This window comes from Streptomyces sp. NBC_00385 (genome assembly GCF_035917155.1).
Taxonomy (GTDB): domain Bacteria; phylum Actinomycetota; class Actinomycetes; order Streptomycetales; family Streptomycetaceae; genus Streptomyces; species Streptomyces poriferorum.
This window is the reverse complement of sequence record NZ_CP107951.1, coordinates 793313-819134: the sequence shown is the minus strand read 5'-3', so window position 1 is coordinate 819134 and position 25822 is coordinate 793313. Positions and strand designations below refer to the sequence as shown.

The 25822-nt window shown below is 72.4% G+C and carries 25 protein-coding genes; 14 read left to right on the top strand and 11 right to left on the bottom strand.

From position 1 onward, the window contains the following. The first annotated feature begins 132 nt into the window (after nucleotides 1-132). Nucleotides 133-1143, top strand: a complete 1011-nt coding sequence (locus OG959_RS03625; RefSeq protein ID WP_326666187.1) for a chitinase — start codon at nucleotides 133-135, stop codon at nucleotides 1141-1143. 10 nt (nucleotides 1144-1153) lie between these two features. Here OG959_RS03625 and OG959_RS03620 read toward each other — a convergent pair whose 3' ends face one another. Further along, complete coding sequence (locus tag OG959_RS03620; RefSeq protein ID WP_326656543.1) at nucleotides 1154-2044, bottom strand: LysR family transcriptional regulator; 891 nt, start codon at nucleotides 2042-2044, stop codon at nucleotides 1154-1156. Between the two features lie 129 nt (nucleotides 2045-2173). Here OG959_RS03620 and OG959_RS03615 point away from each other — a divergent pair, with 129 nt between their 5' ends. Beyond that, nucleotides 2174-3175: an aldo/keto reductase gene (locus OG959_RS03615; RefSeq protein ID WP_326656542.1), complete on the top strand. Its 1002-nt coding sequence runs from the start codon at nucleotides 2174-2176 to the stop codon at nucleotides 3173-3175. A gap of 73 nt (nucleotides 3176-3248) precedes the next feature. Here OG959_RS03615 and OG959_RS03610 read toward each other — a convergent pair whose 3' ends face one another. Beyond that, a complete protein-coding gene (locus OG959_RS03610) occupies nucleotides 3249-3590 on the bottom strand; it encodes an ArsR/SmtB family transcription factor (RefSeq protein WP_326656541.1) in 342 nt (113 codons plus the stop codon). 104 nt (nucleotides 3591-3694) lie between these two features. Here OG959_RS03610 and OG959_RS03605 point away from each other — a divergent pair, with 104 nt between their 5' ends. The 9 genes from OG959_RS03605 to OG959_RS03565 all read left to right on the top strand — a co-directional run bounded on the left by OG959_RS03605 (nucleotide 3695) and on the right by OG959_RS03565 (nucleotide 13926). Next, the gene (locus tag OG959_RS03605; protein WP_326656540.1) at nucleotides 3695-4672 is read left to right on the top strand and encodes a quinone oxidoreductase family protein; all 978 of its coding nucleotides are present in this window, start codon (nucleotides 3695-3697) and stop codon (nucleotides 4670-4672) included. Nucleotides 4673-4727: 55 nt separating this feature from the next. After that, nucleotides 4728-5654, top strand: coding sequence for a ketopantoate reductase family protein (locus tag OG959_RS03600; RefSeq protein ID WP_326656539.1), 927 nt, complete (start codon nucleotides 4728-4730; stop codon nucleotides 5652-5654). Between the two features lie 106 nt (nucleotides 5655-5760). Next, a complete protein-coding gene (locus OG959_RS03595; RefSeq protein ID WP_148021846.1) occupies nucleotides 5761-6594 on the top strand; it encodes a M55 family metallopeptidase in 834 nt (277 codons plus the stop codon). Next, the gene (locus OG959_RS03590) at nucleotides 6587-7930 is read left to right on the top strand and encodes a M20/M25/M40 family metallo-hydrolase (protein WP_326656537.1); all 1344 of its coding nucleotides are present in this window, start codon (nucleotides 6587-6589) and stop codon (nucleotides 7928-7930) included. The genes OG959_RS03595 and OG959_RS03590 overlap by 8 nt, the downstream gene beginning before the upstream one ends. Nucleotides 7931-7950: 20 nt before the next feature. Next, nucleotides 7951-9939, top strand: a complete 1989-nt coding sequence (locus tag OG959_RS03585; protein ID WP_326656535.1) for a prolyl oligopeptidase family serine peptidase — start codon at nucleotides 7951-7953, stop codon at nucleotides 9937-9939. Further along, nucleotides 9936-10895: a S66 peptidase family protein gene (locus tag OG959_RS03580; protein WP_326656533.1), complete on the top strand. Its 960-nt coding sequence runs from the start codon at nucleotides 9936-9938 to the stop codon at nucleotides 10893-10895. Before OG959_RS03585 ends, OG959_RS03580 begins: the two co-directional genes overlap by 4 nt. Nucleotides 10896-11171: 276 nt before the next feature. After that, the gene (locus OG959_RS03575) at nucleotides 11172-12947 is read left to right on the top strand and encodes a CocE/NonD family hydrolase (protein WP_326666186.1); all 1776 of its coding nucleotides are present in this window, start codon (nucleotides 11172-11174) and stop codon (nucleotides 12945-12947) included. A 124-nt stretch (nucleotides 12948-13071) separates the two neighbouring features. Next, nucleotides 13072-13311, top strand: a complete 240-nt coding sequence (locus tag OG959_RS03570; protein WP_326656531.1) for a LapA family protein — start codon at nucleotides 13072-13074, stop codon at nucleotides 13309-13311. A 57-nt stretch (nucleotides 13312-13368) separates the two neighbouring features. After that, complete coding sequence (locus OG959_RS03565; RefSeq protein ID WP_326656530.1) at nucleotides 13369-13926, top strand: GNAT family N-acetyltransferase; 558 nt, start codon at nucleotides 13369-13371, stop codon at nucleotides 13924-13926. A gap of 33 nt (nucleotides 13927-13959) precedes the next feature. Here the strand turns inward: OG959_RS03565 and OG959_RS03560 are convergent, their stop codons facing one another. Then, on the bottom strand, nucleotides 13960-14907 hold the full coding sequence (locus tag OG959_RS03560) for a helix-turn-helix domain-containing protein (RefSeq protein WP_326656529.1): 948 nt from the start codon (nucleotides 14905-14907) through the stop codon (nucleotides 13960-13962). Nucleotides 14908-15002: 95 nt separating this feature from the next. On the opposite strand from OG959_RS03560, the gene OG959_RS03555 reads away from it, so the two are divergent. After that, entirely contained in the window at nucleotides 15003-16529 is a 1527-nt protein-coding gene (locus OG959_RS03555; RefSeq protein ID WP_326656527.1) for an alpha/beta hydrolase, read from the top strand. Between the two features lie 123 nt (nucleotides 16530-16652). Next, complete coding sequence (locus OG959_RS03550; RefSeq protein WP_326656526.1) at nucleotides 16653-17201, top strand: LURP-one-related/scramblase family protein; 549 nt, start codon at nucleotides 16653-16655, stop codon at nucleotides 17199-17201. An 88-nt stretch (nucleotides 17202-17289) separates the two neighbouring features. Here OG959_RS03550 and OG959_RS03545 read toward each other — a convergent pair whose 3' ends face one another. From OG959_RS03545 to OG959_RS03535, 3 genes are read right to left on the bottom strand one after another with little or no spacing between them, the layout of a single operon-like run. Further along, the gene (locus tag OG959_RS03545; protein WP_326656525.1) at nucleotides 17290-17694 is read right to left on the bottom strand and encodes a RidA family protein; all 405 of its coding nucleotides are present in this window, start codon (nucleotides 17692-17694) and stop codon (nucleotides 17290-17292) included. Beyond that, nucleotides 17691-18818 carry a mandelate racemase/muconate lactonizing enzyme family protein gene (locus OG959_RS03540; RefSeq protein WP_326656524.1) on the bottom strand — a complete coding sequence of 376 codons (1128 nt, stop codon included), beginning with the start codon at nucleotides 18816-18818 and terminating at the stop codon, nucleotides 17691-17693. Before OG959_RS03540 ends, OG959_RS03545 begins: the two co-directional genes overlap by 4 nt. A 31-nt stretch (nucleotides 18819-18849) precedes the next feature. After that, nucleotides 18850-19656: a creatininase family protein gene (locus OG959_RS03535; protein WP_326656522.1), complete on the bottom strand. Its 807-nt coding sequence runs from the start codon at nucleotides 19654-19656 to the stop codon at nucleotides 18850-18852. A 41-nt stretch (nucleotides 19657-19697) separates the two neighbouring features. Between OG959_RS03535 and OG959_RS03530 the strand changes: the two genes are divergently transcribed. Continuing rightward, nucleotides 19698-20660: an ROK family protein gene (locus OG959_RS03530; RefSeq protein WP_326656521.1), complete on the top strand. Its 963-nt coding sequence runs from the start codon at nucleotides 19698-19700 to the stop codon at nucleotides 20658-20660. Nucleotides 20661-20698: 38 nt separating this feature from the next. On the opposite strand, the gene OG959_RS03525 is transcribed toward OG959_RS03530, so the two are convergent. From OG959_RS03525 to OG959_RS03505, 5 genes are read right to left on the bottom strand one after another with little or no spacing between them, the layout of a single operon-like run. After that, nucleotides 20699-21517, bottom strand: coding sequence for an ATP-binding cassette domain-containing protein (locus OG959_RS03525; RefSeq protein ID WP_326656520.1), 819 nt, complete (start codon nucleotides 21515-21517; stop codon nucleotides 20699-20701). Then, nucleotides 21514-22341 carry an ABC transporter ATP-binding protein gene (locus tag OG959_RS03520; RefSeq protein WP_326656519.1) on the bottom strand — a complete coding sequence of 276 codons (828 nt, stop codon included), beginning with the start codon at nucleotides 22339-22341 and terminating at the stop codon, nucleotides 21514-21516. The genes OG959_RS03525 and OG959_RS03520 overlap by 4 nt, the downstream gene beginning before the upstream one ends. Next, entirely contained in the window at nucleotides 22338-23249 is a 912-nt protein-coding gene (locus tag OG959_RS03515) for an ABC transporter permease (RefSeq protein WP_326656518.1), read from the bottom strand. The genes OG959_RS03520 and OG959_RS03515 overlap by 4 nt, the downstream gene beginning before the upstream one ends. Further along, nucleotides 23246-24226, bottom strand: a complete 981-nt coding sequence (locus OG959_RS03510) for an ABC transporter permease (RefSeq protein WP_326656516.1) — start codon at nucleotides 24224-24226, stop codon at nucleotides 23246-23248. Before OG959_RS03510 ends, OG959_RS03515 begins: the two co-directional genes overlap by 4 nt. Continuing rightward, the gene (locus tag OG959_RS03505) at nucleotides 24226-25800 is read right to left on the bottom strand and encodes an ABC transporter substrate-binding protein (RefSeq protein WP_326656514.1); all 1575 of its coding nucleotides are present in this window, start codon (nucleotides 25798-25800) and stop codon (nucleotides 24226-24228) included. Before OG959_RS03505 ends, OG959_RS03510 begins: the two co-directional genes overlap by 1 nt. Nucleotides 25801-25822 lie beyond the last annotated feature (22 nt).

The window sequence follows — 25822 nt, the reverse complement described above, 5'->3', positions numbered from 1 at the left end:
TGAATGGCGCCCGGCTATGGCTTTGCTGTGAGGGCGGTGCCGGGCAGGTGTGAGAGGTTTCGAGTGTTCCGGTCCCACTGTGTCGCAGCTGCGGGGCACTCTTTGCCGAAAGCAGGTGCAAACACCATGCGTATGTCATCCTTCCGGCCGGCGGCGGCCGGTGCCGGCCTTGCCGCGCTCCTCCTCGCCTGCTCCGCCTGCGCGACCGGTACCGCGGCGGATCAGGGTGCCGCGTCGGCCCCCCGCCCGGCCACCGGCCGGGCGGCCCCGGCGGCCACCGCGTACACCCCCTACGTCAGCGCCGCGACCTCCGCGGGCACGGACACCGCGGGCTCCCCCGACACGTACAACCTCGCCTTCGTGGTCGCCGACGGGGACGCCTGCACCCCGCTCTGGGGCGGCAGCGCGAAGGCCACCGACAGCGCGGTGGTCTCACGCGTCGCGGCGCTCACCGCCTCCGGCGCGGACGTCCGGGTCTCCTTCGGCGGCGCCGCGGGCACCGAAGCGGCGCTCGTCTGCGACAGCGCACAGGAACTCGCCGACCTGTACGGGGAGGTGCTCGACGCGGTCGGCGCGGCCAAGGCGGACTTCGACATCGAGGGCGACGCGCTCACCGACACCGCGTCCGTCACCCGCCGCGACGAGGCCCTGCACCTGCTCCAGCAGGAGCGGGACCTGGACGTCACGTACACCCTGCCGGTCATGCCCGACGGCCTGGAGGCGAGCGGCACGGCCGTCCTCGACGACGCCGTGGCCGAGGACGTCGACGTCTCCGCGGTGAACATCATGGCGATGAACTACAGCTCCTCCCACGACGGCGACATGAGCGACTACGCGGAGCAGGCGGCCTCGGCCGCCCATGACCAGATCGCGGGTGTTCTCGGGCTGTCCGACGCCGAGGCCTGGCGGGCGCTGCACATCACCGTGATGATCGGCGTCAACGACGTGGCCGGGGAGACCTTCACCCTGGCCGACGCGGCATCCCTGCGTTCCTTCGCCCGGCGCCAGGGCGCCGGTGCGCTCTCGCTCTGGGCGACGTTCCGCGACCGGGCGTGCACCGGTGAGGACACGTCGAAGGCGAGCGACAGCTGCAGCGGCGTCGCACAGGAGGACGGGGCGTTCGCCGAGGCGCTGAGCGGCTGACCGGCGCGCCTCAGTGCCCGGTACCCTCCCGTACGAGCGCCATCAGCGCCCGCGCCCCCGGGCTCATCGCCTGAGCGGCGGGAAGCACCACGACGCTCTCGTAGTACGGCTGGTCCGCCCCGTCGAGGGCCACCGCCACCAGGCACGCGGCCTCGGGCTTGCGCGAGAAGTGGTGCGGAACCACCGCGATGCCGAGCCCCTCGCGCACCAGCTCCAGCAGCGTGTGTACGTCGTTGACCTCCAGCGCCACCGTGCGGCGCACCCGCGCGGCAGCGAACGCCTCGTCGGCCGCACGGCGCGGCCCGAAGTCCGGATGGAAGTCGATGAACGCCTCACCGGCCAGCTCGTCCCATCCGGCCCGGTCCGCCGAGGCCAGCCGGTGACCGGGCGCGCACAGCAGGACCATGGGCTCACGGGCCAGCGGGACCAGCTCGCCACGCCACTCCACGGGGGAGACCGTGGCGGCGAAGGCGATGTCGAGCCGGCCGCCGGCCACCCCGTCGACCAGGTTCGTCGTCCCCTCCTGGCGGAGCCGGATCTCCATGTGCGGGTGCTCGCGGTGGAAGGCGGCGAGCACCCGCGGCAGGTTCAGCCCTGCCACGCACTGCTCCACGCCCACCGACAGGGTCCCGCGCAGCAGTCCCCGTACGGCGTCGACGGCGTCCTTCGCGGCCCGCGCGCCCGCCAGGGTGCGTTCCGCCTCCACCAGCAGGGCGCGCCCGGCCTCGGTCAGCCGCACACTGCGGGTCGTCCGGCTGAACAGTGGTGTCCGCAGCTCCTGCTCCAGGGCCCGGACGGAGGCGGACAGGCCGGACTGCGACACGGCGACGCGCTCGGCGGCCCGGGTGAAATGCTGTTCCTGGGCGACGGCGACGAAATGTTCCAGCTGGCGCAACTCCATGATTGAGAAATATAGGTGCTGAATCCCAGCGGAATCTCCTGTTGGACTGCTGGATCGTTGTGCGCGAGCCTGGACCCCGCACGTCGTACCCCGTCGTGAACCGGAACGATCTCTCCCGTGGAGCCCCGCATGTACATCCCGTCCGCCGGCCGCTACCAGGACATGCCGTACCGGCGCACCGGGCGCAGCGGTCTGAAGCTGCCCGCCCTCTCGCTCGGTCTGTGGCACAACTTCGGCGGTGACCGGACACCGGAGTCGCAGGGGCAGATCCTCCGCCGGGCGTTCGACCTCGGCATCACCCACTTCGACCTGGCCAACAACTACGGACCGCCGCCCGGCTCCGCCGAGACCGCGATGGGCCGCTCGCTGGCGACGGACTTCGCCCGGCACCGGGACGAGATCGTCGTGTCCACCAAGGCCGGCTATCTGATGTGGGACGGTCCGTACGGCGAGTGGGGATCGCGCAAGAACCTGCTCTCCTCGCTGGACCAGAGCCTCGGTCGCCTCGGCCTCGACTACGTCGACATCTTCTACTCCCACCGCCCCGACCCCGAGACCCCGCTCGAGGAGACGATGGGGGCGCTCCACTCGGCGGTGCGGCAGGGCAAGGCGCTCTACGTCGGCATCTCCAACTACTCGGCCGAGCAGACGAGGGAGGCCGCCCGGATCCTGAAGGACCTCGGCACCCCGCTGCTCATCCACCAGCCGCGCTACTCGATGCTGGACCGCTGGGTCGAGGACGGACTGCTCACGGCCCTGGACGAGCTGGGGGTCGGCTCCATCGCCTACTCGCCGCTGGAGCAGGGCATCCTCTCGGACCGCTACCTCCGCGGCATCCCGGAGGGCTCGCGGGCGGCGGGCAGCAGCCCGTTCCTCTCGGCCGACTCGGTCACGCCCGAACTGGTCGGCCGTCTCCGTGAACTGGACGAACTGGCCTCCGCGCGAGGCCAGTCGCTGGCCCAGATGGCGCTGGCCTGGGTGCTGCGCGGCGGCCGGGTCACCTCCGCGGTGGTCGGCGCGAGCAGCGTCTCCCAACTGGAGAACAGCGTCGAGGCGATCCGCAACCTGGAGTTCAGCGACAAGGAACTCGCCAGGATCGAGAAGCTGTTGAAGGGCGCGAAGCGCCGCTGAACCACGAAGAGGGCCGGTACCTCCGCTTGCGGGGTGCCGGCCCTTTTGCGCTGCCTGCGTACGGGCGGCCGTCTCAGGCGTCGTCGGCCCGGAGCAGCAGGTGCAGGAGGCCCGGGAAGCGGGTCTCGAACTCCTCGCGGCGCAGGCGGTTGACCCGTTTGGCGCCCATGTCGCGCTGCTCCACCAGGCCCACTCCGCGCAGCACCGAGAAGTGATGGCTGAGCGCGGCCTTGCCGACCGGCACGTCGAAGCTGCCGCAGCTGCGCGTCCAGTCCTCGGAGCCCGCCAGCTCCCGGACCAGCTGGAGACGGACCGGGTCGGCCACCGCGGACAGGGCTTCCAGGACCGAGACCTCCGCGGGGTCCGTGTGTACCGGAGCCGCGCGATGTCCGCTGCCCGCAGGCTGGTTGGGCATGTTCCGCTCCTCGCGTCCGTGACCCTTGCCGAGTGTTCGATGAATATCTTACACTCCGAGTGTTCGCTTTTCGTTGAACACATCTCCCCAGGGGCGGTTCTGTCATGCGTGCGATCGAGTTCAAGGAGTACGGCGGCCCCGAGGTACTGACCCTCGTCGGGACGGTCGCCCCCGAGCCCGGCCCCGGTCAGGTCACCATCGACGTCGCCTACGCGGGCGTCAACTTCGCCGATCTCAAGGCCAGATCCGTGGGATACCGGGTGCCCGAACTGCCCTTCGTCCCGGGCCTGGAGGTCTCGGGCCGGGTGCGGGCGGTCGGTGAGGGGGTCGAGGACCTGAGCCCCGGGCAGGAGGTCGCCGCGTTCCTCGACGGCGGCGGATACGCGGACGTGGTGGCGGCCCCGGCCACCACGGTCTTCCCGCTCCCCGCCGGTGTGGACCTGCGCACGGGTGCCACCCTCCCCACCGTGCTGCCGACCGCGCACGCCCTGCTGCACGAGGTCGGGCGGCTGCGGGCCGGCGAGAGCGTGCTGGTGCAGGGCGCGGCCGGCGGAGTCGGCACGGTGGCCGGGCAACTGGCCCGTTCCGCGGGGGCCGGAGCCGTGTACGGCGTGGTGTCCTCGGCCGCGAAGGCCGCGTACGCCCTCGACCACGGCTACGACGAGGTGTTCCTCGGTGACACCTTCCCGGACGAGGTCCGCCGCGCCACCGGCGGGCGGGGCGTCGACCTGGTGCTCGACCCGGTAGGCGGGGACACGCTGCGCCGCGGCGTCGACGCGCTCGCCGTCTTCGGGCGCCTGGTCTCCTTCGGCAACGCGAGCGGCGCACAGCCGTGGAGCGTCGGACAGGGCGAGCTCTACCCGGGCAGCAGGTCGGTGGCCGGCTTCTCGATCCTGGAGCTCGCCGCGAGCGACCCCGCCACACTGCGCACCGTCGCGGAACGTGCCTTCCGTGCCGTGACAGACGGGCACGTCGACCTTCCCGTGACGGCCGAGTTCACCCTGGCGGAGGCGGCCGGAGCACACCTGCTGATGGAGGGCCGCACATCGACGGGCAAGCTGGTCCTGCGTATCGGCGGCTGAGCGGCCCCGCTCTTCGCCCCACCCCCTGATCACGGACCCCGGAAGGTGCACACGAATGAAGATTCTGGTCGTAGGAGCAGGAGCCACCGGTGGCTACTTCGGAGCCCGGCTCGCCCAGGCGGGCAGGGACGTCACCTTCCTGGTCCGTCCGCGCCGCGCCGCCGTCCTCCGTGAGCGGGGCCTGCGCATCATCGGGCTGGGGGAGGAGGAGACGCTCACACCCCGGCTCGTCACCGCGGACGAACTCGGCGGTCCCTACGACCTGGTGTTGCTCTCGGTCAAGGCCACGGCCCTGGACCGGGCCCTCGACGACATCGCGCCGGCCGTCGGACCCGGGACCGCGATCGTGCCGCTGCTCAACGGAATGGCCCACCTGGCGCAGCTCAACGACCGGTTCGGCGAGAAGTCGGTGCTGGGCGGCGTCGCCAGGGTCATCACCACGCTGAACGCCGAGGGCGACATCGTGCGGCTCGCACCGGTCGCCGGACTGACGATCGGCGAGCAGGGGGGCGGCACGTCGGAGCGGGCCGAGGCGGTCACCACCGTCCTCGGCGTCGCGGGCATCGACACGCGCCGGTCCAGCGACGTCGTCGGGGCGATGTGGGGCAAGTGGGTGTTCATCAGCACCCTGGCCGGTCTTACCTGCCTGATGCGCGGCACCGTGGGCGATGTCCGGGCCGTCCCCGGCGGGCCCGGTTTCGTCACCGCGCTCCTGGCCGAGTGTGCCGCTGTGGCGGCCGCCGCGGGGCACCCGGTGCGGGAGACGGAACTCGACGCCGTGGCCGCGATGCTCACCGCGGAGGGATCGCCCCTCACCGCGTCGCTGTACCGCGACGTGACCCTGGGCGCGCCGACCGAGGCCGAGCAGGTCTTCGGGGACCTCGTGGACCGGGCCCGGAGCCTGTCCGTCGACACGCCGCTGCTCGATCTCGTCACGCTGAACCTGCGCGTCCACGAGCTACGCACCGGCTCCGCGGCCTGAGGTATCCCGGGCCCGCGCACCGGTCACGCGGCCGTCAATGGTGTGGACCTCTGGAGGCGAGGGCCGCTCTGGCCTGCACGTTCTGTGGCGCGTACCGTGTGGCAGCATGAAGATCCTCGTCAGCGCCGACATGGAAGGCGCCACCGGTGTGACCTGGCCGGCGGATGTGCTGCCCGGTACACCCCAGTGGGAGCGGTGCCGCTCCCTGTTCACCTCCGACGTCAACGCGGCCGCCCTCGGCTTCTACGACGGGGGCGCCGACGAGGTGCTCGTCAACGAGGCCCACTGGACCATGCGCAACCTGCTGCTGGAGCAGCTGGACGACCGGGTCCAGATGATCACCGGCCGGCACAAGTCGCTCAGCATGGTGGAGGGCATCCAGCACGGTGACGTCGACGCCGTGGCCTTCATCGGCTACCACACGGGCGCCGGCACGGAGGGCGTCCTGGCCCACACCTTTCTGGCCAACTCCATCACCGGCGTGTGGGTGAACGGGGTCAGGGCCAGCGAGGGACTCCTGAACGCCCATGTGGCCGCGGAGTACGGCGTCCCCGTCGTCCTCGTCACCGGCGACGACCTGACCTGCGTGGACGCGGAGCTGTACGCGCCCGACGCCCGGACGGTCGCCGTCAAGGACTATGTGTCGCGCTACGCCGCGGTCTGCCGCACCCCCGCCCGTACCGCCGCCGACATCCGTGCGGCGGCCAAGGAGGCGGCCGGGCTCGCCGGACGTTACACACCGGTGGACGGCGGCCCGTTCACCGTGGAGCTGGAGTTCGACGCAGAACACCTGGCCGCGGCGGCCACGGTCGTACCCGGCACGGCACCCTCCGGCGAGAGGCGTGTCGCCTACACCAGCGCGACGATGTACGAAGGTATCCGCACGTTCAAGGCGGTGACGACCATCGTATCGTCCGCCGTGGAGGAACAGTATGGCTGAGGCGAGCACCCCCCAGGACGGCGTCGACGAGCTGGCGCTCGGAGAGTCGGTGACGTTCACCTCCGAACTGATCCGCATCGACACCACGAACAGGGGCGGCGGCGACTGCCGCGAACGCCCCGCCGCCGAGTACGTCGCCGAGCGGCTGGCCGCCGCCGGACTCGAACCGGCGATGCTGGAGCGCACCCCCGGCCGCACCAACGTCGTCGCCCGGATCCCGGGCACCGACCCGTCGGCCGAAGCGCTCCTGGTCCACGGCCACCTGGACGTCGTGCCGGCCGAGGCCGACGACTGGACCGTGCACCCCTTCTCGGGCGAGGTGCGCGACGGAGTCGTCTGGGGCCGCGGCGCCATCGACATGAAGAACATGGACGCGATGGTCCTCGCCGTCGTCCGGTACTGGGCCAGGGCCGGCATCCGCCCCCGCCGCGACATCGTGATCGCGTACACCGCGGACGAGGAGGCCAGCGCCGACGACGGCTCGGGCTTCCTCGCCGATCAGCACGCCGCACTCTTCGAAGGGTGTACGGAAGGCATCAGCGAGTCGGGCGCCTTCACCTTCCACGCCGGACCGAACATGCCGCTGTACCCCATCGCCGCGGGCGAACGCGGCACCGGATGGCTCAAGCTCACCGCCCACGGCAAGGCGGGGCACGGCTCCAAGGTCAACCGCGCGAACGCGGTCAGCACGCTCGCCGCGGCAGTCGCCCGGATCGGCGACCACGAATGGCCGGTGCGCCTGACGCCCACGGTCCGCGCCGCGATCACCGAGATCGCCGCCCTGCACGGCATCCACCCCGACCTCGACGCCCCCGGCTTCGACGTGGACGAACTCCTCGGCAAGATCGGACCGGCCGCCGACCTCGTCGCGCCCACCGTCCGCAACAGCTCCAACCCGACGATGCTGGACGCCGGTTACAAGGTCAACGTGATCCCCGGACACGCCACCGCCTACATCGACGGAAGGATGGTCCCGGGCGGCGAGGACGAGTTCCGCACCACGCTGGACCGGCTGACCGGCCCCTCGGTCGACTGGGAGTTCCACCACCGCGAGGTGCCCCTCCAGGCACCGGTCGACTCGCCCACGTTCGCCAAGCTCCGCGCCGCCGTCGAACGGTTCGACCCCGACGGCCACGTCGTGCCGTACTGCATGTCCGGCGGCACCGACGCCAAGCAGTTCTCCCGGCTCGGCATCACCGGCTACGGCTTCTCGCCGCTGAAGCTGCCCGTCGGCTTCGACTACCAGGCCCTCTTCCACGGCGTGGACGAACGTGTCCCCGTCGAGGCGCTGCACTTCGGCGTCCGGGTCCTGGACCACTATCTGCGTACCGCCTGAACCACCCGGGGGAACCGATCATGAAATCCACTGAGGCCTACGGAAGCTGGCCGTCACCGATCGACGCCGCGCTGGCCGCTTCCCGTGACGGCCGGCCCGAGTACGTCGGGACGGTCGGCGACGAGCTGTGGTGGACGGAGCCGCGCCCGGCCGAGGCCGGCCGGCGCGCCCTGGTCCGCCGTTCGGCTGACGGCACCACCGCGGAGCTGCCAGCGCCGTGGAACGCCCGAAGCCGCGTCATCGAGTACGGCGGACGGCCGTGGGACGGCACCGAACGCGCCGAGGGCGGCCCGCTGGTCGTCTTCGTCCACTTCGACGACCAGCGGCTGTACGCCTACGCCCCCGACGGCCCCCGTGACCCCTGGCCGCTGACGCCCGTCTCCGCGACCGGCGGCGGACTGCGCTGGGCCGATCCGAGGCTGCACCCGGACCGGGGACCGGCCGGCGAGGTCTGGTGCGTCCTGGAGGAGTTCACCGGCGAGGCGCCCACCGACCTGCGCCGGGTGATCGCCGCCGTGCCGCTGGACGGATCGGCGGCAGCCGACCGGTCCGCGGTACGCGAACTCTCCGACGACCGGCACCGGTTCGTCACCGGCGCCGAGGTCTCGCCCGACGGGCGGCGCGCGGCCTGGATCGTTTGGGACCACCCGCGGATGCCGTGGGACGGCACCGAGGTGATGCTCGCCGACATCGGCGAGGACGGCACCTTCCACCACGCCCGGAGTTTCGTGGGCGGTCCGGAGGAATCCGTACCGCAGGTCCGCTGGACCACCGACGGACAACTGCTGTTCGCCAGTGACCGCAGCGGGTGGTGGAACCTCTACCGCGCCGACCCGGACAGCGGCACCGTCGACGGACTCTGCGCCCGCGAGGAGGAGTTCGCGGGTCCGTTGTGGAAGATCGGGCTCAACTGGTTCTGCCCGCTGGACAACGGGATGATCGCCGCACTCCACGGCAAGGGATCCACCACCCTCGGCATCCTCGACCCGGAGACGGGCGAGGTCGTCGACATCGCCGGACCCTGGACCGAATGGGCCGAGACCCTCGCCGTGCAGGACACCCGCGTCATCGGTATCGCGGCGAGCCCGCGCAGCGCGTACGAGATCGTGGAACTCGACACCGCGACCGGGCACACCCGGATCATCGGCGCGCCGCACGAGGACGCCCTCGACCCGTCGTACTACCCGGAGCCCGCCGTCCGCACCTTCACCGGCCCCGGCGGCCGGGAGATCCACGCCCAGGTGTACCCGCCGCACAGCCCCGACCGGACCGGCCCGGACGACGAGCTGCCGCCCTTCGTGGTGTGGGCCCACGGCGGCCCGACCGGCCATGCCGCGCTCGTACTCGACCTGGAGATCGCCTACTTCACCTCGCGCGGCATCGGCGTCGCCGAGGTCAACTACGGCGGCTCCACCGGCTACGGCCGGGCCTACCGCAACCGGCTTCGCGGACAGTGGGGCGTCGTCGACGTCGAGGACTGCGCCGCCGTCGCCGGGGCGCTGGCCGCCGAGGGCGCGGCCGACCCGCGGCGGCTCGCCGTCCGCGGCGGAAGTGCCGGGGGCTGGACCAGCGCCGCCTCGCTGACCGGGACGGACGTCTACGCCTGTGGCACGATCATCTACCCCATCCTGGACCTGACCGGCTGGGGCACCGACGAGACGCACGACTTCGAGTCGCAGTACCTGGAGTCGCTGGTCGGTCCGCTCGCCGAGGTCCCCGACCGGTACCGGGACAGGTCTCCGATCAACCGCACCGACGGGCTCACCACCCCCTTCCTGATCCTCCAGGGGGAGGACGACCCGATCTGCCCGCCCGTGCAGTGCGAGCGGTTCCTGGCCACGGTCGAGGGGCGCGGCATCCCGCACGCCTATCTCACCTACCCGGGCGAGGGACACGGATTCCGGCGCGCGGAGACCATGATCAGCGCGCTGGAGGCCGAACTCTCCCTGTACATCCAGACGTTCGGCATCGACCGTACCGACGTGCCGCGGCTGGAGCTGAAGAAGTGACCGCCGACGGCACGGCCCTGGCGCCCCTGACGCGTCCCGCCCGGCTGCGCGCGGGCGCCCGGGTCGCCGTCGTGTCCCCGAGCGGACCGGTGCCCGCCGAACGGCTGGAGGCGGGCCTCGACCTCCTGCGCGGCTGGGGACTGGATCCGCTGGTGATGCCGCATGTGCTCGATGTGCACCGGGAGTTGGAGTACCTCGCCGGCGCGGACGAGGCGCGGGCCCGGGACCTCCAGGACGCCTGGTGCGATCCGTCCGTCGACGCGGTGATCTGCGCCCGCGGCGGGTACGGAGCACACCGCATGGTGGATCTGGTGGACTGGGCGGCGATGCGGGCCGCCGGACCCAAGGTGTTCGTCGGCTACAGCGACATCACCGTGCTCCATGAGGCGTTCGCCCTGCGGACCGGGCTCGCCACGCTGCACGGCCCGATGGTGGGCACCGAGACCTTCCTGAAGGACCCGCGGACCCAGGACTCGCTGCGGTCCACCCTGTTCGAGCCCGAGACGGTCATGACACTGGGGCTCGACGACGCGAGGGCCCTGGTGCCGGGGCGGGCCCGGGGCGTCACGTACGGCGGCTGCGTCAGTCTGCTCGCCGCCGACCTCGCCACCCCGCACGGCCGTACCTCGGCCCGCGGCGGACTGCTGGTCATCGAGGACACCACCGAGGACCCGTACAGCATCGACCGCATCCTCACCCAGCTGCTGCGGGCCGGGGCGCTCGACGGCGTGGCCGGGGTGGTCTGCGGTTCCTGGGCGGGCTGCGGACCGTACGAGCGGGTCCGCGCGGTGCTGGCCGACCGGCTCGGCCCGCTGGGCGTGCCCGTCGTCGAGGAGCTCGGATTCGGGCACGGCTCCACCGGGCTGACGATTCCGCTCGGGGTGCCCGCCGTGCTGGATGCACCGGCGGACGGCGGCCGGGCCACCCTCACGGTCGAGGTGCCGGCGCTGGCCTGAGCGAACGGACACACGGCGAGGGCCCCGGCAGCGCGCCGGGGCCCTCGCCATGTCCGGACACCGTACGCCGGGGCGGCCGGACGGGGCCGGGATGCGAAGAAGCTGAACAACCTTCAGGAAACGCTGTCCTGGCCGTTGACACGGCTATGACCTGTGTCACAGCATGAGCGCGGCCCAATACTTACCGGTCGGTAAGGTGTCCTCGGTGTGGAGGTCCTCGTGTCGCGTGCTGTCTCCGGTTCCCGCTTCCGGTCCCGGTCGAAGTCGTCGAAGTCGCTGTCCCGCAAACCACTCGCCCTCGTCGCCGGGGCCGTGCTCGCCGCACCCCTCGCGCTCGCCGGCACCGCTCAGGCCGCCACGGCCGCCACGGCCGAATACACCGTCACGCCGCTGAAGTTCACCGTCTCCGCGGGCGGCCGCTCCTGCACCGTGGACGCCGACCTCTACCGCCCCGCCGGAGCCGACGCCCTGCACCCGGTGCCCGCCGTCCTCGCCACCAACGGCTTCGGCGGCAGCAAGTCGGACGGCTCGACCGACGGCATCGGCAAGGCGTTCGCCTCGCGCGGCTACGCCGGACTCGTCTACTCCGGCCTGGGCTTCGGCAAGTCCGGCTGCCTCATCACGCTCGACGACCCGCAGGCGGACGGCAGGGCGGCGGCCGCCCTCGTCGACTTCCTCGGCGGGACACGCGCCGCCGACGACGGCACCAAGGCCGACTTCGTCACCCAGGACGGCCCCGGAGACCCCACGGTCGGCATGATCGGCGGCTCGTACGGCGGAGCCATCCAGCTGGCCACCGCGGCCGTCGACCCCCGCGTCGACGCCCTCGTCCCGCTCATCACCTGGAACGACCTCGGCTACGCGCTCGCCCCCAACAACACCGGCGCGGTGCAGGGCGTCTCCTCCGGCACCGCCGGCGTCTTCAAGTGGCAGTGGACCAACGGCTTCTACCTGATGGGGGAGGGGCAGACGATCCTCGCGCCCAGTCTCGACCCGTCCCGCTTCGGCAGCCTGAACTGCCTCCACTTCGCCGCGCAGGCCTGCGACACCATCCGGCTGCTCAACTCCGGCCGCTACCCGGACGACAGGACCGCGGCGATGCTCGCCTACGCGCGCAGCGTCTCGCCGGTCTCGTACCTGAACCGCGTCAAGGCGCCCACTCTGCTGATCCAGGGGCAGGCCGACAGCCTGTTCAACCTGAACGAGGCCACCGCCACGTACCGGACGCTCAAGGCGCAGGGCACCACGGCCAAGATGATCTGGCAGGCCTGGGGTCACAGCGGCGGCCAGACGGAGGGTGAACTCGACCTGGGCCAGGGCAACCTGGAGGGCAGCTACGTCGGCGGGCGCATCCTCGCCTGGTTCGACCGCTACCTCCGCCACGAGACGGCGGCGGACACCGGACCGGAGTTCGCCTACTACCGTGACTGGCGGAGCGGCTACGGGACCGCGGACGCCGTCCCCGGCCTGACGCGCACGATGTACCTCTCCGGCGACGGCAAACTCGTCGACAACCGCGCCAAGGTCGCCCGCGGAAGCCGCCAGTACACCAACTGGCTGATTCCCACGAGCCACTCGGAGAGTTCGCTCGCCGGTCTCATCGGACTGCCCGACCCGAAGCCGTACGACACCAAGGGCACCTACCTCGGCTGGACCAGCGCCCCGCTCGCCTCTGCGGTCGATGTCGTCGGAGCACCGAAGGCCACGCTGAAGGTCGTCTCGCCGAAGACGGAGCGGGTGCAGAACAGCGGTGACGCCGCCGACAAGCTCGTCCTGTTCGCCAAGGTGTACGACGTCGCGCCGGACGGCAGCAGGACGCTGGTGAACCGGCTCGTCTCACCGGTCCGGGTGCCGGACGTGACCCGGCCCTTCACCGTCCAGCTGCCCGGCATCGTCCACCGGTACGAGGCGGGGCACCGGCTGGAATTCGTGATCGCCGCCAGCGACAGCGCGTACTTCGGCAACCGCGGCATCAAGCCCGTCACGGTCGTCAGCGCGCCCGGGGACACCGGAGTGCTGGAGCTGCCGGTGGTGGACGGCGCGGGGGAATGACGCGGTAGTACAGGGCGCGGCCGTCACCCGAATGGCCGTACAGCACCGCCCCCGGGCACCCGGACGGAGTCATCCTGGTGCTCCGGGGGCGGTGGCGCATCAGACCCAGGGAAGGGGCTGCTTCATGAGCCCGAAGGATGTGTCGAGCGGCAGCAAGAGCAGCACGGGTGCGTTCACACCCGCCCGCATTGTCGTCATCATCATCGCGGTCCTGTCCATCGTGTTCATCGCGGAGAACACCGAAGAGGTCGAGGTCCGCCTCATCGTCCCGCTGGTGACCATGCCGCTGTACGTGTGGCTGATCGTGATGTTCCTGGCCGGTATGGCCTGCGGGGCGTACGTCTTCCGCAGGCGCACCAAGTAGCGTCACCCGCCGCCGCCCGGCCGAACCGGGCGGCGGCGGACGATCTAGGCTGGCCCGATGTCCGACACCACCTACCTGGCCCAGGGGCCGCGCACCGCGATCCGCCCCTTCACCCACGCCGATGCGGACGAGTTCACCGCCCGGGCCCGGGAGAGCCGTGAACTGCACCACCCCTGGCTCTTCCCGCCCGCCTCCCCCGACACGTACGCCGCGTACGCGGGGGTGCTCATCGAGGACCCGGCCAGGGCCGGCTTCCTGGTGTGCGAGCGCGACGGCACGGCCGGGAGTCCGCAGGACGGTGCCATCGCCGGGTTCGTCAACATCAACAACATCGTCATGGGCGGATTCCGCTGCGGCGCCCTCGGCTACGGCGGCTTCGCCCACGCGGCCGGTCGCGGCCTGATGAGCGAAGGACTCGGCCTGGTCCTCGGGCACGCCTTCGGACCGCTCGGCCTGCACCGCCTGGAGGCCAACATCCAGCCCGCCAACGCGGGTTCGATCGCCCTGGTACGCAGGGCGGGATTCCGGCTGGAGGGCTTCTCGCCCGACTTCCTGTTCATCGACGGGGCCTGGCGCGACCACGAGCGCTGGGCGATCACGGCGGACATGCGCTGACGCCGGGGACAGGAGCCGTCGGCGCCGCGCGCCTCAGCCCGCCGCCGCGGTCTGCGCGTCGAGCGCGGCGAACAACCAGTCGTGCGCGGTCCCGGGGGTCGGCTCGGGCGGACCGCCGGGCGCGGTGATCACGTCGGCCGTCAGCTCCCAGTAGCGGTCGATCCGCGGGTCGGCGGCGAGCTGACCGGTGAGCAGACGGCGAAAGGCCGGGGTGTCCCGGCCGCCGTACGCGCTCGCGTACGCGTCCACGAAGCTGTCCAGTTCCTCGCCGGCGCGCGGCCCCACACCCCGGCGCAACTGGGTGCCGGCCAGCTCGTACGCCTGCGCGAGGCCCGCGTACAGGACTGCGGGAGCACGGGAACCCCCGGCCTTGTGGGCCGAGGGCTGGGGCTGCTCGGCGCCCGGGCACGGACGGGTCACGAGGGCGTGCAGCCGGGCGAAGGCCAGCACCTGGGCCGGCTCGGGGTCGTCGGGCGGCTGGGGCACCGCCACCTCCAGAAACGCGGCCGTCGCCCGGGCCGGCATCCGCGGCGGCAGCCAGGCACGCCAGAACCGGGCCAGCGAGGCCGTGCTCGGCGGTGTCGTCACCGCCCCGAGCAGACGCAGCCGGTCGGCCCGCTCCCCGGGCGGGCACTCCAGCACCAGCCGCATCCCCGCCTCCCGCCAGCGCAGGGCGGTGAGCTGTGAGCCGAGTGCGCGCAACTGCCCGGCGACGGCGTCCTCCAGCACACCGTCCGCCCCGGCCCCCTCCTCGTCGAGGACGCGGCGCACCTCGCGCACCGGCAGCCCGAGAGTGCGCAGGGAGCGGAGCAGCCGCAGCCGGCCGAGCGCGTCGGGACCGTAGCGGCGATGCCCGCCAGTGCTGCGGGAGGCCTCCGGCAGCAAGCCGTTGTCGGAGTAGAAGCGGACGGCCTTGACGGTGACGCCCGCGCGCTCGGCCAGTTCGCCGATGCTGCACAGGCCGTCGTGCGAGGTGAACACTTGAACCTCCCTCTGAGGGAGCTTCTACGGTACCGGCGAGGGCGGCCGGGAGAGGGGGCCCGGACCGCCGACGACGTATCGCCAAGGAGCGGACCATGACCGAATTCATTCTGGTGCCCGGCATGTTCACCGGCGCACACGTGTGGGAGCAGACCGCCGCACACCTGGTCTCGGCGGGCGCCGGGGTACACACGGTGACCCTGGCCGGGCTCGGCGGCTCGCGCGGCGGCGCGGCGGACGCCATCGACCTGGACACGCACATCGAGGACGTCCTCGCGGTGATCGACTCGGTCGCCGCCGGAGCCCGTCACCAGGACGGGATCGTCCTGGTGGCCCACGGCTACGGCACCTACCCGGTGCTGGGAGCCGCCGACCGGCGCGCGGAGCGCATCGGCCGGATCGTCTGCCTGGACACCGGACCGGGGCAGGACGGAGTGCCGGCTCTGGCCACCGTGCCGGACCCGGCACTGCGCCAGGACCTGGCCGGCCGGGCCGGTGCGGAAGGGACCGGTGAGGACCTGGCTCCTCCGGCCCGCGACGCGTGGCAGCGCTGGGGCAGCACCGCGGGCATCCCCGAAGCGGCGCTGGACCGGCTCACCGCCCTGGCCTCGCCGCAGCCCCTGGGCACCCTGCTCCAGCCGCTGCGGCTGACCGGGGCGGCCGGCGCACTGCCCGTCACCGGCGTGCTGTGCGACGCGAACGGTTCGAGTATCGCGATGGTCCAGCAGCGGGTGGACTTCGGTGACCCGGCTCTCCTGCCGCTGGCCGGTCCTCAGGTGTCGTTCTTCGAACTGCCCACCGGACACTGGCCGATGCTGTCCCTCCCGGCCGAACTGGCCGGCGTCCTGCTGCGGGCCGCCGCAGGCGAAGGACACCACCTCGTTCCGCCCGGCTCCGGCGAACCCCCCGCGCATCTGAGGCCGTTCGTGGTGGACGTGCCGGAACTGCCGCGCGAACGGTCCGGGAACGTCGACCTGTACCTGCCGGACGCCGAGGGCCCCCGGCCGGCGGTGGTGTTCGTGCACGGCGGCCCGGTGCCCGCCGGAGCCGAACCGACCCCGCGGGACTGGCCGCTCCTGCGGGGGTACGCGCGCTACGCGGCCGCAGCGGGGATGGTCGGCGCGACGCTCGACCACCGGCTGCACGACATGGCCGGCTACCCACGCGCCGCCGCGGACGTGGCGGCAGCGGTGGAACGGGTCCGGGCCGATCCCCGGGTGGACGCGGACCGGATCGCGCTCTGGTTCTTCTCGGGCGGCGGCCTGCTCTCGGCGCCCTGGCTGAGCAGGCCCCCGGCCTGGCTGCGCTGCCTCGCGGCCTCCTACCCGGTCCTGGTCCCGATCCCCGCCTGGGGACCGGTGGACAGCGGGTTCCGTCCGGCGGACGCGGTGGCGGGAGCGGGCACCCTGCCGCTCGTGATCACCCGGGTGGGGCGCGAGATGCCGGGGATCGCCGCCACGGTCGAGGAGTTCCTGACCGCGGCCACGAAGTACGGGGCGGACACCGAGGTGATCGACGTGCCGAACGGCCGCCACACCTTCGACGCCCTCGACCGGACGGAGGAGTCGCGCGAGGCGGTGCACCGCGCGATGCGCTCGGTGCGGGGACACCTGTCCGCCTGAGGTACGTCCGTCTGACGGGTTCACGAAAAGGTGCGGCTCCGCCGCGAGCGGGATAGGAAAGGTGGGACTGCCGTCACGGAGCCCGGTCCGACCCCATCGACAGACGGCGGGAAAGGACGCGTGATGTTCCAGGAGCGCAAGGACCGCCGCCACGCCAATCGCGCGTTCGACCACGGCGAGGGCGTGACCCGTTTCCGGATGCGGCAGAAGATGATCTCCATCGGCGACGACTACTGGATCGACGACGAGTCCGGCGACCATCGGTACAAGGTCAACGGCAAGGCACTGCGGGCACGCCGGACCTACCACATCGAGGACCGCGACGGCCGGCGGGTCGCCACGGTGCAGAGCCGGCCGCTGCGGATCAAGGACTCGATGGCGATCGAGGACGCCGACGGCCGGCGCGTGGCCATCGTCAAGAAGGCCGTCATCGGACCGCTGCGCGACCGGTGGCGGATCAAGCAGGAGGACGGCGAGGACCTGCGCGTGGTCGGCAACATCCTCGACCACGAGTACACGATCGAGCGGGACGGCTACAAAGTGGCCGAGGTGTCGAAGAAGTGGTTCCGCGTCCGCGACACCTACGGCCTCGACGTCGGGCCGGACGCCGACCCCGCCACCGTCCTGGCGGCTGCCGTCGCCATCGACGCGATGGCCCACCCCGGGGACTGAGGGGCGCGATGGCCGACCCCGGGGCATGACGGGCGCGGCGGGCCGGACCGTTCCGACGACGGTCCGGCCCGCACGCGCGTTCCCCGGATCAGGGATTCCGGCGCAGCGCCACCACGTCGATCTCCACGAGGATGCCCATCAGCTCGGAGCCGACCGTTGTGCGTACCGGACGCGGATCGCCGAAGTGCTCCCGGTAGACCCGGTCGAAGCCCGCGAAGTCACGGTGCACGTCCTGGAGATGGACCGTCGCCTTCACCACGTCGTCGAGCGTCAGCCCGTCCGTGGCGAGGAGGGCGCCCACGTTCGCGAGGACCTGGCGGGTCTGTTCCTCGATGGTGTCGCCGAGCGCGCCCGTGACCGGGTCCTGCGGGCCGAACCCGGAGGTGAACAGATACGGGCCCGCCGCGATGCCCTGGCTGTACCCGCCGATCGGGGCGGGCGCACCGGCCGTGGTGACGGCGCGGCGGCCGGTGCGGAGGCTGTCGGTCGTCACTTGGTCAGGTCTCCCTCGCGTGCGTTGACCTCGGCGTAGTGGCGGAGCTTCGCCTCGTCGACGGTGACGCCGAGCCCCGGACCGTCCGGCACCCGCAGGCTGCCGTTGTTCAGCGTGAGCGGCTCGATGATGTCGTCCGCGTGCAGGTAGTACATGGAGTCGATGGCACGCGACAGCACCGGGGTGCTGGCGACGACCGCGAGATGCGCGGCCGTCGCGATGCCCAGCTCGCCGCCGCTGTGCAGGTTCATGCCGAGACCGAAGGTCTCGCAGTGCGCGGCCAGTGCCTTCGTCGGAGCGATGCCGCCCCACTTGTAGACGTCACCGTGGATCACGTCGACCGCGTTGAGGCGCATCGCGGGCGCGAAGTCCTCGAAGCGGACCACGCACATGTTGGTGCACAGCGGGATGCGCACCTTCTGGCGGACCTGGCTCATCCCCTCGATCCCGACGCACGGGTCCTCCAGGTACTCCAGGTCCAGCTCCTCCAGCGCGATGCCGGCCCGGATCGAGTCCGGCACCGACCATGCGGCGTTCGGGTCGACCCGCAGGTTCACCTCGGGCAGCGCGGCCCGCACCGCCCGCAGGATCGCGACATCGCCCTGCACGTCCTTGGTGCCCTTGAGCTTCACGGCCGTGAACCCGCCCTCGGCCACCACCCGCTCGGTGTGCTCGGCCAGTGCCCGCGGCAGGTCGCCCGCGGCGGCGCCGGGTGCGTCGGCCCGGGTGATCAGCGCGGTCAGCGGCACCTCGTCGCGGACCGGTCCGCCCAGCAGATCGGTCACCGACTGCCCGGTGGCCTTGCCCATGGCGTCCCAGCAGGCCACGTCGATCGCGGCCAGCGCGGCGTACCCCAGGTAGCCGTAGAAGAACGGCACCATGTGGTGGCGGCGGTGGAAGGACTCCAGGGCGAACGGGCTGGTGCCGATCAGGTCCTCGGCGAGGTCGCGGACGATCGCGGCGACCGGGCGGCCCCACATCGTCTCGCCCCAGCCCTCCACGCCCGTGTCCGTCCTGATGCGCACGACGGTGCGCGTCTCTCCGGTCTTCGTCTCGAACGAGCTGGTGAACGGGTTGACCAGCGGCAGATTGACGACGTGGACGTCGACCTCGGTGATCTTCATGAACGGTTCCTTACGTGTGAGGGGCGGAGGGTCATGCGAGGGGGCGCGACGCGGCGTCGAAGGCGAGGACCGCGCGGGCCAGTCCGCGGGCGCGCCGGTCGAGCAGGCGCTCACCGTGCTCGGCGCCGGCGCCGGCCGCGTCGTCGGTGGCGCCGCCCACCCGCTCCCACTCGCCGTGCCGCTCCACGGTCAGCCCGGGGTAGGGCGGCTTGTCGAACAGGGGAGGCGGCTCGACCGGTGCGTGCCGGGCCCGCTCGGTCCGCACCAGCACCGGCTGCGCGGCGAGCATCAGCGACGTCTCGAACCAGCCGGCGTGCCCGGGCACCAGCTCGGCGTGGGACTCGTCGGGCGAGTCCGGCTCCGGCTCACCCGTGTCGGTGAGCGTCCAGTACGAACAGGCCGCCGCCGTCACATCGGCGCGCAGCGCGAACCGCTTGACCGCGAGGCGCATGATCTCGTCGTTGCCGCCGTGTCCGTTGACGACGAGCACCCGGCGGTAGCCGCAGGCGGCCAGCGAGTCGAGGAGCTCGTCCAGGACCAGGCCGAGGACCGGCGCGGACAGGGTCAGCGCCGCCGCGAACAGATGGTGCGGGCTGTGCCCGTACGGCAGCGTCGGCAGGCGTACGAGACCGGGCACGTCATCGCCCGCGGCGGCCCGCTCGTCGAGCAGGGCCAGGGCCCGGGAGACGACGGCGTCGGCGAGCATCGTGTCCGTGCCCATCGGCAGGTGCTCGGCGTGCTGCTCCTGCGAGCCGATCGGCAGGACGGCGATCGAGCCGGCCGCCGCCGCTGCCCGGGTCTCGCGCCAGGTGGCCTCGGTCAGATTGCGGTGGGTCATGCCGCTGTCTCCCCGGTCCGGGGGCATGACAGAGTCGGCGCATGGCGCATGAACGTATTCCTTTGCGGTTGGTACCCGATCCGCAGCCGGAGGAGCCGGCCGGTCGGGACGTCGGTGTGCTGGGCGCCGCCGAGGTACTGCCCGGACTGGTGCGTGCCGCGCTCCTCACCCGCGCCGGAGCCGTCCGCGAGCGGACGCAGGCCCGCTTCGACGCGGGCAGCGCCGACCCGGCCGTCGTCGACGCGGCGCTGCGGGAGGCGGCCGCCGTGTTCGCCGGGCGGGACCTGCTCGGCGTGGGCGTGGCCGCCGCCGGTGTGGTGGACCCGGCGGCGGGCCGGATCATCGAGGTGAACGACGCCCCGGCGCTGCGCGGCTACCCGGTGGCCGACCGGCTCACGGAGCTGACCGGCGTCCCGGTGCGGGTCGAGCACCGGGCACGGGTTCAGGTGCTCGGCGACCGCTGGTTCGGCGCGGGGCGCGGCCGGCGCTCGTTCGCCTCCGTCGCGACCGGTGAGGTCCTCGGCGTCGGCATCCTGTACGAGGGCGAGGTGCTGGCCCCGGCCGGCGGTCGCAGCGGCGCCCATATGACGGTCACCGCGAGCGGCGAGCTCTGCACCTGCGGCCGGCGCGGCTGCTGGAAGACCGTGGCGACGACCCGCTGGCTGCGCGAGCGCGCCGCCGAGCAGGGGTTCGCTCCCGGGGCGGCCACCCTGGCGGCCCTGACGGCTTCCTCCGCCCCGGCCGCCGCCGGTCTCGTCGCTCGGTACGCGGAGAACCTGGTGCTCGGCCTGGCCACCGTCCAGCAGCTCTTCGCGTGCGGACTGTTCGTCCTGCACGGGGAGGCACTCGACGGCGGTGAGCCGTTCCGGGCCCTGGTCGAGTCCCGGCTGCGCGCCGATGTGCTCGGCGGCGGTGAGGTTCCCACCGTGGTGCTCGGCGAGGCCGCGGACACCGGCGCGCTGCTCGGCGCGGCGGGCCTGGTCCTGTCGGCGCCCCGGTTCTAGGGAGGGCCCTGCCGGGCCCGCGGGTTGCGGTGCGGGGCTCATGCCGGGACGCTCCCCAGGATCCTGCGGCGGGGGTCGGGCACCGGTACGGCGTCCAGGAGCCGCCGCGTGTACGCGTCCTCGGGCGCGGTGAACACCTGGTCGGCGGTGCCGGACTCGACGATGCGGCCCTGGCGCATCACGGCCACCCGGTCGGCGATCTGGCGGACGACGGCCAGGTTGTGCGAGATGAAGAAGTAGGTCAGTCCGAGGCGGTCCTGGAGTTCGGCGAGCAGGTCGAGGACGCGGGCCTGGACGGACACGTCGAGTGCGCTCGTCGGCTCGTCGAGCACGACCAGGCGCGGCTCCAGGGCCAGGGCCCGTGCGATGGAGATGCGCTGGCGCTGACCGCCGGAGAACTCGTGCGGATACCGGTCCAGGATGCTCGCGTCCAGGCCGACGGAGTCGAGGAGCTCGCCGGCCCGGTCGCGCACCTTAGCCCGGCCGCGCCGCCCGCGCGCCCACTCCTCGTGGGTGACGAGCGGCTCCCCGACGATGTCGGCGATCCGCATCCGCGGGTTCATGCTGGAGTACGGGTCCTGGAGCACGACCTGCATCTGCCGGCGCAGCGGCTTCAGCGCGGCGCCGTTCAGCGCCAGCAGGTCCGTGCCGTCGAACCGTACGCGGCCCGCGGTGGGTTCCAGGAGCCGCAGCAGCAGCCGGGTCAGTGTGGTCTTGCCGCAGCCGGACTCGCCGACGAGGGCGAAGGTCTCGCCCTCCCGGACGGTGAGCGACACGTCGTCGACGGCGACGCTCGGCGGGCGGCCGGGGAACTCCTTGCGCAGTCCGTCGATCTCCAGCAGCGGGTTCGTGGTCATGCGACGGGCTCCAGTCGGGGAGTGGCGGCCAGCAGATCGCGGGTGTACGGGGCGGTGGGGCGGGTGAACACCTGATCCACGTCGCCGGTCTCGACGACCTCGCCGTGCCGCATGACGACGACCCGGTCGGCGGTCTCGGCGACGACGCCCAGGTCGTGGGTGATCAGCAGGACGGCCATGCCGTGGCGGCGCTGGAGGCTCACGAGCAGTTCCAGGATCTGCCGCTGCACGGTCACGTCGAGCGCCGTGGTGGGCTCGTCGGCGATGAGGACGCTGGGGCGGGCCACGAGCGCCGAGGCGATCATGACGCGCTGGCGCAGACCGCCGGAGAGTTCGTGCGGGTACTGGCCGTAGCGTCGTTCCGGATCGGGGATGCCGACCTCGTCCAGTGCGGTCAGCGCCGCCCGGCGCGCCTCGGCGCGGGTGTGGTCGCCGTGCAGCCGCAGCACCTCGGACACCTGGTCGCCCACCCGCTGCAAGGGGTCGAGGCTGGTCATCGGGTCCTGGAAGACCATGGAGATCCGGGCCCCGCGGACCTTGCGCAACTCCTTCTCACGCAGGGCGAGCACGTCCGTGCCGTCGAGCAGCACCTGCCCTCCGGCGTACACGCACGGCGGTTCGGGGTTGAGGCGCAGCGCGGACAGCGCGGTGGCCGACTTCCCGCTGCCGGACTCGCCGACGACGGCGAGGGTCTCGCCGGGGTTCACCGCGAAGCTCACCCCGCGCACCGCGTGCACGGTCGAGGAGGCGAGGGCGAAGTCGACGCGCAGGTCGCGGAATTCGAGGACGGGTACGGACGGCGGGGTCTGTGCGGAGTCGGTCATCGGCGGTACGCCTTCGGGTCCGCGACGTCGCGCAGCGCGTCGCCCAGGATGTTGATGGACAGCGAGGTGAGCATGAGCGCGATGCCGGGGAAGACGGCGATCCACCAGGACGTGCCGAGGTAGAGCTGTCCGTCCGAGAGCATCCCGCCCCAGGTCACCGTCTCCTTCGGAACGCCGAGGCCCAGATAGCTCAGCGAGGCCTCGGCCACGATGGCCGACGCGATGTGCAGGGTGCCGATCGTGGCCAGCGGGGCCATGACGTTGGGCAGCAGGTGCCGGCGCATGGTCGCCCGGTCACCGACGCCGATCGCGCGGGCCTCGGTGATGAAGTCGCGGGTGCGCAGCGACAGCACCTCGGAGCGCACCACACGGGCGTACGACACCCAGCCGGTGATGCCGATCACGAGGATGACGTAGCCGAGGCCCGAGCCGACGAAGCCGACGACGGCGAGCGCCAGCAGGATCGCGGGGAAGGCGAGCTGGACATCGGCGACGCGCATGACGACGCGGTCGGTCCAGCCGCCGAGGTAGCCGGAGGCGAGGCCCGCGACGGTGCCGATGACCCCGGCGAGCAGGGCCGCTCCGGCGCCGACGAGCAGCGAGACCCGGGTGCCGTAGATGACCCGGGAGAGCAGGTCGCGGCCGAGCTGGTCGGTGCCGAGGAGGTGGTCCGCGCTGCCGCCGGACTGCCAGGCGGGGGGCCGGAGCCGGCCCAGGAGGTTCTGGGCGCCCGGGTCGGCGGGAGCGATCAGGGGTGCGAACAGGGCGCACACGACGATCAGGAGGAGGAAGAGGAGGGCGACGGCGGCGAGCCGGTTGCGCAGCAGCGAGCGAAGCACGGACGGCGGGGCCGAGGCGGGGGCGGGAGCGGCGGTGGTGGCCGCGGGGGCGGTGGTGGTCGTGGTCATCGGGAGTTCCTCACCCTCGGGTCGAGGAGGCCGTAGGACAGGTCCACCAGCAGGTTCACCACGACGAACGTGGCGGCGAACAGCAGCACGGTGCCCTGTACCAGGGGGAAGTCGCGGTTGGCGATGGCCTGCACGGTCAGCTGACCGACACCCGGCCAGGAGAAGACCTGCTCGGTGAGGATGGCGCCGCCGAGCAGGCTGCCGACCTCCAGGCCGACGACCGTCACCACGGGCAGCGACGCGTTGCGCAGCCCGTGCCGCAGCACCGTGCGCACCGGGCCGAGGCCGCGGGCGCGGGCCGTACGGATGTGGTCGGAGCCGAGCACGTCGATCAGCGAGGAGCGCAGCAGCCGCGCGACGACGGCGACCGAGTAGACGGCCAGCGTGATCGACGGCAGGACCAGATGCGCGAACGTGCCGTATCCGGAGGCGGGGAGCGCGTGCAGACCGACGGCGAACACGAGGATGAGCAGGATGCCCACCCAGAACGCGGGTGTCGACTGGCCGATCAGGACGGCTGTGATGACGCCGCGGTCCGCGGCCTTTCCGCGCCGCATCGCCGCGATCGTGCCGGCGGGCAGGGCGATCACCAGCGTCACCACGAGGGCGCCGGCCGCGAGCAGCAGGGTGGCCGGGATGCGGTCGGCGAGGACCGAGCGGACCGGCTGGTTGTAGAAGAGGGAGTTGCCGAAGTCGAAGCGCGGCAGGCCCCACAGATAGTCCAGATACTGCGTGACGAGCGGCCGGTCCAGGCCCAGGCTGTGCCGGAGCACGTTCTCCTGCTGGGCGGTGGCGTCGGGCGGCAGCATCACCTTCACCGGGTCGCCGGACAGGCGGACCAGGAAGAACGCGACGGTCGCGGTGCACAGCAGCACCAGCAGCGCGGTGCCCAGACGGGCGGCGGCGGGCCGCAGCACGGTCCACGCGCGGCCGGGGCCGGCGACCCGCGCACCGGGCGCGGTCAGGGTCTGGCTCATCACACGGCCACCTTCGCGCTCGCCATGTCCAGCACCCCTGCGGCACCGGGCGTCCAGCTCGGCCGGGTGTTGTGCACGTAGATGTTGTCGATCTGGTAGAGGGGCACGAACGGCGCCTCGTCCTTGATCAGTTGCTGAAGTTCGGAGAAGGCGCGGCGGCGCACGGCCGGATCCACGGACAACTCCTCACGGTCCACGAGCCGGTCGGCGCGCTGGTTGTGCCAGCGGCTCTGCCGTCGGTCGCTGCGCACGTTCGACTGGAGCATGCTCTCGCCGTCCATGGTCCAGACAGTGGACGCGGCCAGGTACATCGGACCGAGTGCACCGTGGTTGGAGGAGGTCAGGCGCTGGGAGTACGTGCCCGGGTCGAGCAGGTTCACCTTGGCGCGGATGCCGGCGCGGGCCAGCAGACCCGAGATCGCCTCGGCGACGTTCGCGTCCAGATTGGAGGCGGTGATCGAGGTGCTGATGCCGTCGGGGTGTCCGGCCTCGGCGAGCAGCGCGCGGGCCTTGGCGAGCGAACGCTCGTACGGCTTCACGGACTTGTCGAAGCCGAACGCGCCGCGCGGGATCATCGCCGGGACCTCGGTGGCGTTGCCGCCGAGCACCGCCTTGATGAGCAGGGGCACGTCGACGGCGTGGTTGAGCGCCTGCCGCACGCGCCGGTCGCGCAACGGCCCCTCGGTCAGGGTGTCGAGCGACAGGTACGAGGTGCGGATGCCGGTGTGATGGTCGATCCGCACGCCCGGGTACCCGGCCAGCTGCTGGGCGGCGTCCGGGGTCATGCCCGCCACGATGTCGACGCCGCCGCTCTGCAGGGCGGCCAGCGCGGACGACGAGTTGGGGGCGGGCACGAAGACGAGTTCGTCGACGTGCGGGCGGCCCTGCCAGTGGTGGTCGTAGGCGGCCAGGCGCAGTTCGTGGTCGCGCTGCCAGCGCCGGAACGTGAACGGGCCGGTACCCACGGGGTGCGCGGCGAAGCCCTCGTCGCCGACCTTCGCCAGGTAGCGCGGGGGTACGACGACGCCGCCGAACAGGGAGAGCTTGGCGGGCAGGATCGGATCGTGGACCGAGGTGTGCACATCCACCGTGTAGCGGTCGGCCACGGTGACGCGCTCGACGTAACGCAGCTCCACGATGGGCGACTTGGTCGCAGGGTCGAGCAGTCGCTCGATGCTGAACCGGACCGCCTCGGCGTCGCACGGCTCGCCGTTGTGGAAGGTGACGCCGCGGCGCAGCTCGAACCGCCACACCTTCGGCCCGACGGCCTTCCAGGACACGGCGATCCGTGGCTGGAGGGAGTTGTCGCGGCCCCGCGTGGTGAGCGTGTCGAACATGTTGATCAGGGCGTTCATCGACGTCATGTCGCCCTGTTTGTGCGGGTCCATCGTCTTGGGGTCCCCGGTCTGGGAGACCCGCAGTACGTTGCCGGCGGAGGCCGCCGACGGGGCTCCGCACCCGGTCAGCAGGGCCGGGGCGGCGAGGGCGGGCACCGCGAGGCCACCCAGGCGCAGGGCCGAACGGCGGGAGTACCCGACACGCGGGCCGCCTCCCCCTTCACATATTCGTTCCATTGGACAACACGCTCGTTCCGGT

What these genes read in the sequence shown, in the direction of transcription:
- OG959_RS03625 (WP_326666187.1), top strand. Translation starts at nt 133, where the DNA reads ATGTCATCCTTCCGGCCGGCGGCGGCCGGTGCCGGCCTTGCCGCGCTC.
- OG959_RS03620 (WP_326656543.1), bottom strand. Translation starts at nt 2,044, where the DNA reads ATGGAGTTGCGCCAGCTGGAACATTTCGTCGCCGTCGCCCAGGAACAG.
- OG959_RS03615 (WP_326656542.1), top strand. Translation starts at nt 2,174, where the DNA reads ATGTACATCCCGTCCGCCGGCCGCTACCAGGACATGCCGTACCGGCGC.
- OG959_RS03610 (WP_326656541.1), bottom strand. Translation starts at nt 3,590, where the DNA reads ATGCCCAACCAGCCTGCGGGCAGCGGACATCGCGCGGCTCCGGTACAC.
- OG959_RS03605 (WP_326656540.1), top strand. Translation starts at nt 3,695, where the DNA reads ATGCGTGCGATCGAGTTCAAGGAGTACGGCGGCCCCGAGGTACTGACC.
- OG959_RS03600 (WP_326656539.1), top strand. Translation starts at nt 4,728, where the DNA reads ATGAAGATTCTGGTCGTAGGAGCAGGAGCCACCGGTGGCTACTTCGGA.
- OG959_RS03595 (WP_148021846.1), top strand. Translation starts at nt 5,761, where the DNA reads ATGAAGATCCTCGTCAGCGCCGACATGGAAGGCGCCACCGGTGTGACC.
- OG959_RS03590 (WP_326656537.1), top strand. Translation starts at nt 6,587, where the DNA reads ATGGCTGAGGCGAGCACCCCCCAGGACGGCGTCGACGAGCTGGCGCTC.
- OG959_RS03585 (WP_326656535.1), top strand. Translation starts at nt 7,951, where the DNA reads ATGAAATCCACTGAGGCCTACGGAAGCTGGCCGTCACCGATCGACGCC.
- OG959_RS03570 (WP_326656531.1), top strand. Translation starts at nt 13,072, where the DNA reads ATGAGCCCGAAGGATGTGTCGAGCGGCAGCAAGAGCAGCACGGGTGCG.
- OG959_RS03565 (WP_326656530.1), top strand. Translation starts at nt 13,369, where the DNA reads ATGTCCGACACCACCTACCTGGCCCAGGGGCCGCGCACCGCGATCCGC.
- OG959_RS03555 (WP_326656527.1), top strand. Translation starts at nt 15,003, where the DNA reads ATGACCGAATTCATTCTGGTGCCCGGCATGTTCACCGGCGCACACGTG.
- OG959_RS03550 (WP_326656526.1), top strand. Translation starts at nt 16,653, where the DNA reads ATGTTCCAGGAGCGCAAGGACCGCCGCCACGCCAATCGCGCGTTCGAC.
- OG959_RS03540 (WP_326656524.1), bottom strand. Translation starts at nt 18,818, where the DNA reads ATGAAGATCACCGAGGTCGACGTCCACGTCGTCAATCTGCCGCTGGTC.
- OG959_RS03535 (WP_326656522.1), bottom strand. Translation starts at nt 19,656, where the DNA reads ATGACCCACCGCAATCTGACCGAGGCCACCTGGCGCGAGACCCGGGCA.
- OG959_RS03530 (WP_326656521.1), top strand. Translation starts at nt 19,698, where the DNA reads ATGGCGCATGAACGTATTCCTTTGCGGTTGGTACCCGATCCGCAGCCG.
- OG959_RS03525 (WP_326656520.1), bottom strand. Translation starts at nt 21,517, where the DNA reads ATGACCACGAACCCGCTGCTGGAGATCGACGGACTGCGCAAGGAGTTC.
- OG959_RS03520 (WP_326656519.1), bottom strand. Translation starts at nt 22,341, where the DNA reads ATGACCGACTCCGCACAGACCCCGCCGTCCGTACCCGTCCTCGAATTC.
- OG959_RS03515 (WP_326656518.1), bottom strand. Translation starts at nt 23,249, where the DNA reads ATGACCACGACCACCACCGCCCCCGCGGCCACCACCGCCGCTCCCGCC.
- OG959_RS03510 (WP_326656516.1), bottom strand. Translation starts at nt 24,226, where the DNA reads ATGAGCCAGACCCTGACCGCGCCCGGTGCGCGGGTCGCCGGCCCCGGC.
- OG959_RS03505 (WP_326656514.1), bottom strand. Translation starts at nt 25,800, where the DNA reads ATGGAACGAATATGTGAAGGGGGAGGCGGCCCGCGTGTCGGGTACTCC.